Here is a 12,128-nt window from a genome sequence, read left to right as displayed (position 1 = left end):
CTTCGGCCAAACATCAATCCGGATGTTCGAAGAAGCGGCGCGTCGCGTCGTCCGCCGGAAAGAAGGATTCGATCAGCACGCCTTCGACGAGCGCGTCCTGAGTCGAGCCGAAGGTCGAAAGCGTGGTGATGAAGCGCAGTTCAGCCGCGCCGACGCGCAGTTCGATGGGCAGCACCGGCAGCCGGTCGGTGTCGGGACAGTTGTCGATTGCCCGGGCGACCGCCGGATCGAGGACCAGACGTTCCAACCGCCTTTGCAGCGGGCTGCGTGGCCCCTGCAGCCATGCCTCCATGCGCACGCGTTGGACCAGGTCCGCGGCGGCCGCCTCCCAGTTGATGACGAGCGCGCGGATGTTCTCCGATCCGAGGAAGGCGTCGAGGAAGTTCTGGCCGGGGTTGACGGGAACCTTCGTGGCTTCCGCAAGGGCGGCAAAGGCGGGAGTCGTAAGCAGCACGGTGTATTCATGGTCAAAGACGAGACCGGGATAGGGAGCATGGCGGTCGAGCATCAGCCGGATCGCGCTTGCGACGGCTGGAGGCATGGCATCGAGCCCACGAGCGGGACGCGTCGTCATCCGCGGCCGGTAGCCTGCGGCGGTAAACAGCGAGCCCTGATCCCGGGCCGGAATATCGAGCACCGACGCCAGCCGCAGGATCATCCCTTCGGACGGTTTCGAGCGACCGGTTTCCAGGAACGAAAGATGGCGCGCGGAAATTCCTGCGGCAACGGCGAGATCGAGCTGGCTCATGCGGCGATGCCCGCGCCATTCCTTCAGGTGACGGCCGAACTCCATTAGCCTTTCCTCCGTTGCGCCGGCAGCTTGGTCCGATCGAAGCGCAAAATCCATTACCTCGGAGGTAGCTGGCCTGATGTTCACCCGCTGCAGGAGACGCTTCCAACAAATGGCCCGCGCGAGGCGGGCCATCATTCGCCGGCTAACGCTATGGATTCAGACCGTCTCCCAGCCGTCCTTTTCGCTCGCCCGGTAGATGGCATCGATGAGCTTCTGATTGAGGCGTGAGTTCTCGAGTGTCACCACTTCCTCCGGCTGCCCGGTTGCCGCACGCGAGAATGCCTCCGCTTCGAGCTTGTACTGGCGCGCATCCTGGAAGCGGAAGAGCTGCGACTGACCGTGGTTCTGGTTGGTGAGTTCCACTTCCTCGCGGCCGTAGCGGTCCGCGTTGAAGGGCGACTTCACCTCGATGTAGCCCTTGTCGCCGTGGAAGACCATGACCTGGCGGGCGGCAAGCTGGGTCGAGATGTAGAAGCTCAGCTCGAAATCACCGAAGTCGGCCCGCACGCTCGAATAGATGTCCGTGCCGAATTCCGGGTCGCGATCGGTATTGGCCTGAACGCGAACCGGCTCCTTGCCGGTCACGAAACGGGTCGTGATCGTCGGATAGACGCCGATATCGGGCAGGCCCCCGCCGCCGAGTTGGGGGACGTTGCGCATGTTACCGGGATCCCGATTGTAATACGTAAACGCCCCTTGCACATGCCTGAGCTTGCCGATCGCTCCTTCTGCAAGCAGCGAGCGCACCTTCCGCCACACCGGGCTGTAGGTCACCATGAAGGCTTCCGAAACCAGTACCTTGTTGCGGTCGCGCGCCGCAATCAGCGCGTCGATCTCCTCCGCCTTGAGCGCGATCGGCTTCTCGCAGAGCACGTGCTTGCCGGCATCGGCGGCCTTGATCGTCCAATCCACGTGCTGCGAGGTCGGCAGCGGAATGTAGACGGCATCGATCGCGTCGGATGCCAGCATTTCCTCGTAGGATCCAAACGCATGCGGCACGGAGAAACGATCGGCCATCTCTCTCGCCTTGGCGAAATCGCGGCTGGCGATCGCCGAGACCACGCAGTTTTCCGCATCCTGAATGGCAGGCACGACGAGTTCGCGGCCGATCTTGGCCGTCGACAGAATTCCGAAACGCAGCATGGCTAGTCTCCTTCTTGGCTGCGCCGACACTAGAGCATCCTGCTGTCGAGTGGAATTACCGAAAGCAGAAGAGGGGCTCTAGACTCAAAGTTCTAGAGCCTCCTTTGCGCGTTCACTTGAACGCGCGGCGCTCTAGCTCCGAGGTACGTACCTAGCAACTTGCGACGCGCAGAAAAACGTCTGTCGGCAGGTGTCATTCTGCGCAATGGTGGCCTATCTTCAGCCCGCAATCCTCCCGATCGCAGACTTGTTTTCATCCAACCTTGTGGAGCGAAACCATGGAAAAGCGCAGACTTGGCCGCAGCGGCCTCTCGATTGCGCCGCTCGTTTTTGGCGGCAACGTCTTCGGCTGGACAGCGGACGATAAGACATCCTTCGCCTTGCTCGACGCCTTCTTCGACGCCGGCTTCAACGCCGTCGATACAGCAGACGTCTACTCGTCATGGGTGCCCGGAAACAAGGGTGGAGAATCCGAAACGATCATCGGCAAGTGGCTGAAGCAGTCAGGCCGTGCGAGAGACGAGGCGGTCATCGTCACCAAGGTCGGGTCGGAGCTGGGGCCGGACCGAAAGGGCCTTTCGCGGCGCTGGATCATGCAGGCGGTCGAGGATTCGCTGCGCCGTCTGCAGACCGACCATATCGACCTCTACCTGTCGCATTGGCCGGACCCAGAGACGCCTTATGAGGAAACGCTTGCCGCCTATGATGCGCTTCTCGCTCAAGGCAAGATCCGCGCCATCGGCGCATCGAACCTCGATGCGACACAGCTGCGCAACGCCCTCGACGTCTCGGCGACGGAGGGACTGCCACGCTACACCGTGCTGCAGCCGGAATACAATCTCTACGACCGGGCGTCCTATGACGGCCCCCTGCGCGACCTCTGCATCGCCGAGGGAATCGGCGTCATCACCTATTTCAGCCTGGCGAGGGGGTTCCTCTCCGGCAAATACCGCTCGCACATGGACCTCGAAGGCTCGGCGCGCGGCGGCGGCGTCGAAAAATACCTCGACGGGCGCGGCATGCGCATACTCGGCGTCCTGGATGAAATTACCGAGGAAACCGGGGCGAAACAGGCGGAAATCGCACTTGCCTGGATCATCGCCCGCAAAGGCGTGATCGCGCCGATCGCCAGCGCGACCAATCTCGATCAACTGGCGAGTCTGGTGAAGTCTGCCGAACTGAAGCTTTCCGACGAAGCAATCGGCAGACTGAACGACGTGAGCGAATAGCGGGAAGCGGGCGACGCGCGACGCAAGCCCTCCCCACCGGCTCTCACTGAACAGGATTCGGGAGGGGCGAGTTACAAATCCGCTGTCTTCGCAGGCGGCGGAAAGCCGGCATAGTGCTGTGCGTGGCTGCCCTCGTGGTTGGCCATGCCCGGCTTCGTCAAAAGCCCGCGCGGCTCGGCATAGCTTCGGATGGCGCGGCGCGGCCTCTCGTGCCACTGGATGTTGAAGGCCCACAGTTTTGGAAAGAAGCAGAGGGAGGCATAAGGAAGGTGGTCGTGGATCCACCAGGCAAGGCTCTGCCAGCCGCCGCCCTCACGCTCCCGATCCCAGACCCAGGGAATGACGATGCAGGTGGTTGCGCCCATGCATCCGTCGGCGTCGCGCATGTCCCATATGTGGTCCGCCGCTGTCGCCGCATTGGTGGAGCAATTGAGCTTGTTGGCATTGCCGAAGGCGTTGACCGCCCGGTTCCGATAGGCGGAGCGGATGTGGAGGCGGCCGAAGGTCGCCTGCAACGGTTCAAGCAGTTCCTCGCACAGCTTCCTCCCCGCCTCGATGGCGAGATCCGGATCGTCCGGAATGTTCGGAATGCGATAGAAATCGGCAATCTCGGAGTGCAGGAAGTCCCGCAGGAAGAAGTTTTGCGAGAGTCTGACGCGACCGAGGTCCTCGAGCGATTTCATCGATCCGGGTTTCTTCATGCTGTGACCTCCCTGCAGCGCCGCGCGTCTTTTGAGATGCGCAAAGGACGCTGTAACCATTTGAATTCTTTGTGTTTTTATCCTCAAATCGAATTCGATTTAAGGAAACATGCAGTACGCTCGATCATTGCAAGATCAGGTTCGGTTGATCGAGACGCCGCCATCGACGAGCAGCGCCGCTGCGGTGACAAAGCTCGCGGAATCGGACGCGAGATAGAGCGCCGCTTCTGCGATCTCCTCTGGCCGGCCCATCCGTTTCAGCGCATGCAGGCCCTCGATGAAACCCCGCGTTTCCGGCGCCGCGCCCGGCAGGTTCGCGTGGTTGGACGGCGTATCGGTCCCGCCCGGCAGCAGCGCGTTGACGCGCACGCCCCGCACCCCGAATTCGACCGCCAGCGACTGCGTTAGACCGACAAGACCGGCCTTGCTCGCCGCATAGGCGGTGGTGCCGGGAAAGCCAGCCGTATGTCCGACGAAACTCGACGTGAAGACGAGCGAGCCGCCGCCACGGGCCACCATCGCAGGTATCTGATGCTTGGCTGCAAGGAAAGCGCTCGTAAGGTTCGTGTCGAGCGTTTTCCGCCAGTCCTCGATGGAGAGCGATGGGAGTTCGCCCATCGCGCCCACCGTCCCCGCATTGTTGAAGGCGATATCCAGTCCGCCGAAGCGGCGCACCGCCAGATCGACAAGCGCCTCGTTCAGGGCTTCGTCACGGATGTCCCCGGCGAGCATCGCGGCCTCACCGCCCTCGTCTTCGATTTCCTGCGCAAGCTGGATGAGTTCGCGCTCGCGCCGCGCAGTGATCACAAGCTTTGCACCCTCGCGGGCAAAAAGCACGGCGGCCGCGCGACCGATACCCGAACTTGCCCCGGTTATGATCGCGATTTTTCCTTCAAGTCTTGGCATCACTGGTTCCTTTCTCGATAGCGGCAAAGGAATCCCAGATGCGGCGCGGGACGGCCACCCGATTCCCGAGGCCGCGAGAAGGCCGGTCTTTCCGGATTTCGACGCGGAAAACGCATCTACACCACGAATTCGCCGGTTCAGGAACAAATGCGGTTCCGCTGTGTTTCGTTGAGCGCTACCGCAAACCACCCACCCGAAAGGAAGCCGAATATGGCCAAGGAAAAGACAATGAACGACCTCTTCCATGATACCCTGAAAGACATCTACTACGCCGAGCGAAAGATCCTCAGGGCCTTGCCGAAGATGGCACGCGGCGCACAAGCACCGGAACTCAAGGCCGCTTTCGAGAAACACAGGGAGCAGACGGAAGCCCATGTCGAGCGGCTGCAGCAGGTCTTCGACATGATCGGAAAACGCGCACAGGGCAAGACCTGCGAGGCGATCGAGGGTATCATTGCCGAGGGCGAAGAGATCATGGATGAGTTCAAGGGCACACCGGCGCTTGACGCCGGCCTCATCTCCGCAGCGCAAGCTGTCGAGCATTATGAGATATCGCGCTACGGCACCCTGAAGTCCTGGGCCAAGACGATGGGGTTGAAGGATGCGGTCTCGCTTTTCGATGCCACGCTCAAGGAAGAGATCGTCACCGACGAGGACCTGACCAAACTCGCCTTGGCACAAGCGAACAAGAAGGCCGCATGACCGTTGGCGGCGGCCGGCGCCACTGCATGTTTCCTAAATCTAGCCGATTTAGGATAAAAACATGCCGCAATTCACAGTGTACAGCGTCCTTTGATAAGACGCGCGGCTCTGTAGGCGTCGGTCGCCGTCACGCCACATGCCGGAAGAAATCGATGAAGGCCCTGAGCGCCGGGCGCATCTGGCGACGGCTGGGATAATAGAGATAGGGGCCGGCATAGGGCGCGCACCAATCTTCGAGCACACGCTCCAGTCTGCCCGCCGCGACGTATTCGGCCACCCGCGTTTCGAAGAGGTAGGCGAGGCCCGCCCCGCCAAGCGCCGCCTTGATGATCGGCCGGTCCTCGCCGAGTATCAAAGGACCGGCCACCGAGACCGTTATCTCCTCCCCCTCCTTCTCGAATTCCCAACGATAGAGCGTGCCGTTCGAAAAGCGCCGGCGGATGCAGCGGTGCCCGGCGAGATCGCGCGGGTGGGAGGGCCTTCCGTGGCGTTCGAAATAGGCTGGTGCCGCGACCACGGCGCTTGTCAGGTCCGGACCGACTTTCACCGCGATCATGTCGGCTTCCAGGCTTTCGCCAAGCCTGATCCCGGCGTCGTAACCCTGTTCGACAATGTCGGTGAAGCCGTCTTCGTTGGCGAGCTCCAGAACGATATCGGGAAAGCGATCCAGAAAGGCGCCGAGACGAGGCGCGAGGATGAGGTCGGCGGCAAAGCGGGGGGCGGTGATGCGCAGGTTCCCGGCGGGTCGCTCGCGCGCCTCGGCCGCGGCCTCCAGCGCATGGGCGATTTCGTCGAGTGCCGGGCGCAACCGCTCCAGGAGCCGCCGCCCCTCTTCCGTCGGCGCGACGCTGCGCGTGGTACGCGCGAGCAGCCGCACGCCGAGGCTTGCCTCGAGGCTGCCAACGGCATGGCTGACGGCGGATGGCGCGACACCGAGTTCCTTTGCAGCGCCGCGAAAGCTGCCGTGCGCAGCGACGGCGGACAGGACGGCGAGTTGGGAAAGCTGGGTGCGATTCATTGATCGAAATAATAGAACAACCCGTGAGAATTGACAGAGATTTTCAGCTTTGAACGACCGCCCTATCTTCCCCTCGGCATCGGGCGTCGGCATCGACAAAGAGATTACCCGGCGAACCCATTCTTGGGCGCGCGTCGCCCGCGCCGCCGGGTGCCCCAAGTTCCAGCCTGAAAGGACCTCCCATGAAAACCCGCAAGCTCGGAAATCAACTGACCGTCTCGACCATCGGCCTCGGCTGCATGGGCATGAGCTTCGCCTATGGCGAGGCGGACGAGCAAGAATCGATCCGCACGCTCCATCGCGCCGTCGAACTCGGCGTAACCTTCTTCGATACGGCCGAAGTTTATGGCCCCTATGAAAACGAAAAACTGCTCGGCAAGGCATTCAAGGACCGGCGCGACCGGGTGACGATCGCGACGAAGTTCGGCTTCCGCATCGAGCCCGGCAAACCGGCGGCCGAGGCGATCAAGGGTGTCGACGGGCGGCCGGAAAACGCTAGAGCCGTCGCCGAAGCCTCGTTGAAGCGGCTTGGGACCGATGTCATCGACCTCTATTACCAGCACCGCGTCGACCCGAGTGTGCCGATCGAGGAGACGGTCGGCGCCATGGCGGAGCTCGTGAAGGAGGGCAAGGTACGCGCGCTTGGCCTTTCGGAGGCGAGTGCCGCCACCATTCGCCGCGCCCATGCGGTCCACCCGATCGCGGCGGTCCAGAGCGAATATTCGCTGTGGTCGCGCGACCCGGAAGAGGAGGTGCTCTCCACCTGCCGCGAACTCGGCATCGGCTTCGTTCCCTACAGTCCGCTGGGGCGCGGCATGCTGACCGGCACGATCGCCAAGATGGATGATCTCGCCGCCGACGATTTCCGCCGATCGCTGCCGCGCTTCCAGGCAGAAAACCTGAGCGCCAACGCGGCCCTGGTCTCGACGCTCGAAACGCTGGCGGCGCAAAAAGGCATCACCACCGCCCAACTCGCGCTCGCCTGGGTCATCAACCAGGGCGATTTCATCGTGCCGATTCCGGGCGCTCGCAGGATCCGGCACCTGGAAGAGAATGTTGCCGCCGCGGACATCGTGCTTTCCGACGCCGAACTCGGCAAACTCGCCGAGATCCTGTCGCCGGCGCTTGTTGCCGGCAAGCGCTACGCCGAGGCGTCGCTGGCGCTGACGAACCGGTAAGACGCATTCGTCTCCGGACATTCCGGCATGCGGGAGGGCATCGCAATTCGGCTGCGATGCCCTAGTTATAGAGCGGGATGAGGAGAAGTGTGTGCGGTTTTCCGCCCGCATTCCGCTCTAACTTATTAGAATCGATCACGTTCATGATTTTAGCTCGAATCGACCTAAAATCATCGTGATCCAGCGCAGTCGGCCCCGAAGAGGAGGAATGAGGAATGTCCGAAGAGCAGGCGATCAGCGCAGTGGTCCACCTCTACGTCGACGGCATGGCCTTCGCCAACGAGGCGGCGCTACGCAAGGCCTTCCACCCGAACGCCTCGATCGTCGGCAATTATGACGACGCCGTCGAATGGCTGACCCGCGACGCCTTCATCGCGACGATCCTGAAGGAAGGCTCGGCACCGCCGGAAACACAGCCTCTCATGGACGTGGAGATGATCCACATCACCGGCGACGCGGCGAGCGTGAAGGTCGTCGATGAATTCGCGGGCTCACGCTATACGGATTACCTGTCGCTGCTGAAAGTCGACGGACGGTGGCTGATCGTCAACAAGGTCTGGCACGTGCACTCGTAGACCTATTCACAAACAAGCGGTCCATTCGGTACGGAGAAGGCCGCTGCCCAGCAGCGGCCCTCACTTTTCATCAGGCGCGAAGCACGCCGCCGGTGCTCTTCGCCACATTGGCGATGATCTTCGACGTCAGCGCCTCGAAATCCTCGTCGGTCAGCGTGCGTTCCACCGGCTGGATCGTCACCTCGATCGCCACCGACTTCTTGCCTTCGCCGAGCGATGCCCCCTCGAACACGTCGAAGACGTTGACACCGGTGACCAGCTTGCGGTCCGCGCCGGATGCGGCCCGCAGAATCGCTGCCGCCTCGACCGTCTTGTCGACGACGAAGGCGAAGTCGCGCTTGACCGCCTGGAAGGGCGAAAGCTCCAGCGCCGGCTTGGTGCGCGTCGCCTTCTTCTTCGGCTCGGGCATGGCGTCGATATAGATCTCGAAACCGCAAAGCGCGCCCGACACGTCGAGTGCATCGAGCGTCTTCGGGTGGAACTCGCCGAAGCTGCCGAGAACGATCTTCGGACCGAGCTTGATCGTGCCGGACCGGCCGGGGTGATACCAGCCCGGGCCGCCGGCCTCGAACTGGACATTGCCCATCGGCACACCGCAAGCCTCGAGTACGGCGATGGCATCGGCCTTGGCGTCGAAGACATCGACCGGCTTGCCGCCGCCTTTCGCCGCATTCGACCAGAGCCGGCCGGCGCCGTTCAGCGATGCCGTACCGCGGCGGACGCCACCGGCGACACGGCGCTGGTTTTCCGGTGCATCCCCCTCATAGGTCCCGGAGACCTCGAAGATCGCGACGTCGCCATAGCCCTTGTCGGCATTGCGCTGCGCGGCGGTGAGTAGTCCCGGCAGCAGCGAAGGGCGCATGTCCGACATGTCGGCGGCGATCGGGTTAGCGAGTTTCAGCGCCGGTTGGCCGCCACCGAAGAGCTTCGCCTGCTCCTCCGAGATGAAGGACCAGGTGACGGCCTCGAGCATGCCGCGACTTGCGAGCGCGCGCTTGGCCTGGCGCGTGCGGATCTGCAGCGTCGTCAGGATCTTGCCGTTGACGACATTGTGGCTTTCGAGCGGAGCCGCAACGATGTTGTCGACGCCGTGAATGCGCATGACTTCCTCGACGAGATCCGCCTTGCCATCCACGTCCGGGCGCCAGGAGGGCACGGTGACGCGGAAGCGCTCGCCGGAGCCTTCGACGCCGAAGCCGAGCTTGGTCAGGATCGAGACGCTTTCTTCGGTCGAGACCTCGAGCCCCGTCAGCCGCTTCACCTCCGAGACCGGGAAGTCGACCACCTTGGGCGTATGCCCCTCATAGCCGACGACATCCAGCTTGGCAGGCGTACCGCCGCACAGTTCCAGCACCAGTTCGGTCGCGCGCTCCAGGCCCGGTACCATGTATTCCGGATCGACGCCGCGCTCAAAACGATAACGCGCATCGGTGATGATGCCGAGGGTGCGGCCTGTCTTGGCGATGTTCATCGGATCCCAGAGCGCCGATTCGATCAGCACGTCGGTGGTCGCCTCGTCGCAGCCGGAGTGCTCGCCGCCCATAACGCCGCCGATCGACTCGATGCCTTCCTCGTCCGCAATCACCACATTGGCGGGCGACAGAGCGTATTCGCGCGTATCGAGCGCGAGCACCCTCTCGCCCTCCTTCGCCCGGCGAACCGTGAGGTTGCCGGTGACCTTGGCTGCGTCGAAGACGTGCAGTGGACGGCCCTGGTCGAAGGTCAGGTAGTTGGTGATGTCGACCAGCGCGTTGATCGGCTGCAGACCGATCGCGTTCAGCCGCTGGCGCATCCAGGCCGGGCTCGGGCCATTCTTGACGCCGCACACGAGGCGGAGCGCGAAGCCGGGGCAGAGGTGCTTGTCCTCACCGAGGTCGAGTCTCACCTTGACCGGTGTTTCCCCTTCGACCGCGAACGACGGCGCCGCTCGCGTCTTCAGCGTGCCGAGGCCGGAGGCGGCGAGGTCGCGGGCGATGCCGTGAACGCTCGTGCAATCCGGCCGGTTCGGCGTCAGGTTGATCTCGATGACCGGATCGTCGAGACCGGCGTAGGCCGCGTAGCTCGTGCCGAGCGGCGCATCCTCCGGCAGATCGATGATGCCGGTGTGGTCGTCGGAGATTTCCAATTCCTTTTCCGAGCACATCATGCCGCGGCTTTCGACACCGCGGATATTGCCGACCGAGAGCGTGACATCGATGCCGGGCACATAGGTCCCGGGAGCCGCGAAGGCGCCGACAAGACCCTTGCGTGCGTTCGGCGCACCGCAGACGACCTGCACCGGCTGGCCGTTGCCGGTGTCGACCATCAGCACCTTCAGCTTGTCGGCATTCGGGTGCTGCTCGGCCGAGACGACCTTGGCGATGACGAAGGGCTTGAACGCCGCCTTGTCGTCGACATCCTCCACTTCCAGCCCGATCATCGTCAGGCGGGCGCAGATTTCCTCGAGCGCGGCGTCGGTTTCCAGATGGTCCTTCAGCCAGGAAAGCGTGAATTTCATGTTTTCACCTGTGTCCCAAAAATATCAGCGCGTAATCAAGCGGAAAGACCGCCGAAGAGCGTCGGCATGTCGAGCGGGCGGAAGCCGTAATGCGTCATCCAGCGGACGTCGGCGTTGAAGAAGTCGCGCAGGTCCGGCATGCCGTATTTCAGCATGGCGATTCGGTCGAGGCCCATGCCCCAGGCAAAGCCCTGGTACTCGTCCGGATCGAGACCGCCGGCGCGCAGCACGTTCGGATGGACCATGCCGCAACCGAGGATTTCCATCCAGTCCGTGCCTTCGCCGAACTTGACGATCGGCCCGGAACGGTCGCACTGAATATCGACCTCGAAGGACGGCTCGGTGAAGGGGAAGAAGGACGGGCGGAAACGCATCGTCACCTGATCCACCTCGAAGAACGTCTTGCAGAATTCTTCGAGCACCCAGCGCATGTTGGCGACATTCGCCGTCCTGTCGATCACCAGGCCCTCGACCTGGTGGAACATCGGCGAGTGGGTGGCATCCGAGTCCTGCCGGTAGGTCTTGCCCGGGATGATGATGCGGATCGGCGGCTTCTGCGCTTCCATCGTGCGAATTTGCACCGGCGAGGTGTGCGTGCGCAGCACCTTGCGCTCGCCCTTCTCGTCCGGCTGGAAGAAGAAGGTGTCGTGCATCTCGCGGGCCGGATGACCTTCGGGGAAGTTGAGCGCCGTGAAGTTGTAGTAGTCCGTCTCGATATCCGGCCCTTCGGCAATCGAGAAGCCCATGTCGCCGAAGATCGCGGTGATCTCGTCGACGATCTGGCTGATCGGATGGATACGGCCGCGCTCGGCCGGCGAGGAGCGGACCGGCAGGCTGATGTCCACCGTTTCGCGCGCCAGCCGCTCGGCGATTGCGGCATCCTTGAGCGCCAGCTTCCGGGCGGAGATCGCATCCGTCACTGTGTTCTTCAGCGCATTGATCTGGGCGCCGCGCGTCTGACGCTCCTCCGGCGACATCGTGCCGAGCGTCTTCAAGAGTTCGGAAATGGAGCCCTTCTTGCCGAGTGCACCGACGCGCACCGCCTCGATCGCCCCCTCGTCGCCGGCGGCATCGATATCCGCCAGCAATGTTCGTTCCAATGTTTCCAGTTCACTCATCCGTGCAGCCTCGATGCGGGAATGTCGGTTCTTACCGATTCAAATCTTCAAGAATGTGATCGCGTCGCGCCCGAGAGGTGGACGAGATCTGTCACTGCCGTCGGCGCGCTTCTACAGCGCCGCGCGTCCGATCGGACGCGCAAAGGTCGCTGTAGCACTTTGAGTTTCTGCATGATTTTGTCCTTAAATCGATTCCGATTTGAGGAACCATGCAGTGACGCACCGAATAGAAAAACCCGCGCCAGCCCTGCCAGCGCGGGTTTCCCAA

The 12,128-nt window shown here is 62.8% G+C and carries 11 protein-coding genes; 4 read left to right on the top strand and 7 right to left on the bottom strand.

Annotated features, from left to right (window positions below):
* Window positions 1–13 precede the first annotated feature (13 nt).
* Window positions 14–793: a helix-turn-helix domain-containing protein gene (locus FKV68_RS01810; RefSeq protein WP_180939854.1), complete on the bottom strand. Its 780-nt coding sequence runs from the start codon at window positions 791–793 to the stop codon at window positions 14–16.
* Between the two features lie 156 nt (window positions 794–949).
* Window positions 950–1,936 carry a Gfo/Idh/MocA family protein gene (locus FKV68_RS01805; protein WP_180939853.1) on the bottom strand — a complete coding sequence of 329 codons (987 nt, stop codon included), beginning with the start codon at window positions 1,934–1,936 and terminating at the stop codon, window positions 950–952.
* 278 nt (window positions 1,937–2,214) lie between these two features.
* Between FKV68_RS01805 and FKV68_RS01800 the strand changes: the two genes are divergently transcribed.
* Window positions 2,215–3,165, top strand: a complete 951-nt coding sequence (locus FKV68_RS01800) for an aldo/keto reductase (protein WP_180939852.1) — start codon at window positions 2,215–2,217, stop codon at window positions 3,163–3,165.
* A gap of 71 nt (window positions 3,166–3,236) precedes the next feature.
* Here FKV68_RS01800 and FKV68_RS01795 read toward each other — a convergent pair whose 3' ends face one another.
* Together FKV68_RS01795 and FKV68_RS01790 are read right to left on the bottom strand one after the other, a co-directional pair.
* On the bottom strand, window positions 3,237–3,866 hold the full coding sequence (locus tag FKV68_RS01795) for a hypothetical protein (RefSeq protein WP_180939851.1): 630 nt from the start codon (window positions 3,864–3,866) through the stop codon (window positions 3,237–3,239).
* 135 nt (window positions 3,867–4,001) lie between these two features.
* Window positions 4,002–4,772, bottom strand: coding sequence for an SDR family oxidoreductase (locus FKV68_RS01790; protein ID WP_180939850.1), 771 nt, complete (start codon window positions 4,770–4,772; stop codon window positions 4,002–4,004).
* A gap of 210 nt (window positions 4,773–4,982) precedes the next feature.
* Between FKV68_RS01790 and FKV68_RS01785 the strand changes: the two genes are divergently transcribed.
* A complete protein-coding gene (locus tag FKV68_RS01785) occupies window positions 4,983–5,474 on the top strand; it encodes a YciE/YciF ferroxidase family protein (protein ID WP_180939849.1) in 492 nt (163 codons plus the stop codon).
* A 127-nt stretch (window positions 5,475–5,601) separates the two neighbouring features.
* On the opposite strand, the gene FKV68_RS01780 is transcribed toward FKV68_RS01785, so the two are convergent.
* Window positions 5,602–6,492, bottom strand: a complete 891-nt coding sequence (locus tag FKV68_RS01780; protein ID WP_180939848.1) for a LysR family transcriptional regulator — start codon at window positions 6,490–6,492, stop codon at window positions 5,602–5,604.
* Window positions 6,493–6,674: 182 nt separating this feature from the next.
* Between FKV68_RS01780 and FKV68_RS01775 the strand changes: the two genes are divergently transcribed.
* Window positions 6,675–7,670 carry an aldo/keto reductase gene (locus tag FKV68_RS01775; RefSeq protein WP_180939847.1) on the top strand — a complete coding sequence of 332 codons (996 nt, stop codon included), beginning with the start codon at window positions 6,675–6,677 and terminating at the stop codon, window positions 7,668–7,670.
* 215 nt (window positions 7,671–7,885) lie between these two features.
* Complete coding sequence (locus FKV68_RS01770; RefSeq protein WP_180939846.1) at window positions 7,886–8,245, top strand: nuclear transport factor 2 family protein; 360 nt, start codon at window positions 7,886–7,888, stop codon at window positions 8,243–8,245.
* 70 nt (window positions 8,246–8,315) lie between these two features.
* Here the strand turns inward: FKV68_RS01770 and pheT are convergent, their stop codons facing one another.
* Both pheT and pheS read right to left on the bottom strand, forming a co-directional pair.
* Window positions 8,316–10,742: a phenylalanine--tRNA ligase subunit beta gene (pheT, locus tag FKV68_RS01765; protein WP_180939845.1), complete on the bottom strand. Its 2,427-nt coding sequence runs from the start codon at window positions 10,740–10,742 to the stop codon at window positions 8,316–8,318.
* 35 nt (window positions 10,743–10,777) lie between these two features.
* Window positions 10,778–11,860 (bottom strand): phenylalanine--tRNA ligase subunit alpha, encoded by a 1,083-nt coding sequence (pheS, locus tag FKV68_RS01760; RefSeq protein WP_180939844.1) that lies wholly within the window; start codon window positions 11,858–11,860, stop codon window positions 10,778–10,780.
* Window positions 11,861–12,128 lie beyond the last annotated feature (268 nt).

It is taken from the genome of Sinorhizobium mexicanum, assembly GCF_013488225.1.
In the GTDB taxonomy this organism is placed as follows: Bacteria; Pseudomonadota; Alphaproteobacteria; order Rhizobiales; family Rhizobiaceae; genus Sinorhizobium; species Sinorhizobium mexicanum.
Note: the sequence above shows the minus strand (reverse complement) of the source record. Positions and strands in the feature narration are given on the sequence as shown.

Coding starts and splice junctions, on each gene's coding strand:
- FKV68_RS01770 (WP_180939846.1), top strand. CDS start 7,886: ATGTCCGAAGAGCAGGCGATCAGCGCAGTGGTCCACCTCTACGTCGAC.
- FKV68_RS01800 (WP_180939852.1), top strand. CDS start 2,215: ATGGAAAAGCGCAGACTTGGCCGCAGCGGCCTCTCGATTGCGCCGCTC.
- pheT (WP_180939845.1), bottom strand. CDS start 10,742: ATGAAATTCACGCTTTCCTGGCTGAAGGACCATCTGGAAACCGACGCC.
- FKV68_RS01780 (WP_180939848.1), bottom strand. CDS start 6,492: ATGAATCGCACCCAGCTTTCCCAACTCGCCGTCCTGTCCGCCGTCGCT.
- FKV68_RS01805 (WP_180939853.1), bottom strand. CDS start 1,936: ATGCTGCGTTTCGGAATTCTGTCGACGGCCAAGATCGGCCGCGAACTC.
- FKV68_RS01775 (WP_180939847.1), top strand. CDS start 6,675: ATGAAAACCCGCAAGCTCGGAAATCAACTGACCGTCTCGACCATCGGC.
- FKV68_RS01795 (WP_180939851.1), bottom strand. CDS start 3,866: ATGAAGAAACCCGGATCGATGAAATCGCTCGAGGACCTCGGTCGCGTC.
- pheS (WP_180939844.1), bottom strand. CDS start 11,860: ATGAGTGAACTGGAAACATTGGAACGAACATTGCTGGCGGATATCGAT.
- FKV68_RS01785 (WP_180939849.1), top strand. CDS start 4,983: ATGGCCAAGGAAAAGACAATGAACGACCTCTTCCATGATACCCTGAAA.
- FKV68_RS01790 (WP_180939850.1), bottom strand. CDS start 4,772: ATGCCAAGACTTGAAGGAAAAATCGCGATCATAACCGGGGCAAGTTCG.
- FKV68_RS01810 (WP_180939854.1), bottom strand. CDS start 793: ATGGAGTTCGGCCGTCACCTGAAGGAATGGCGCGGGCATCGCCGCATG.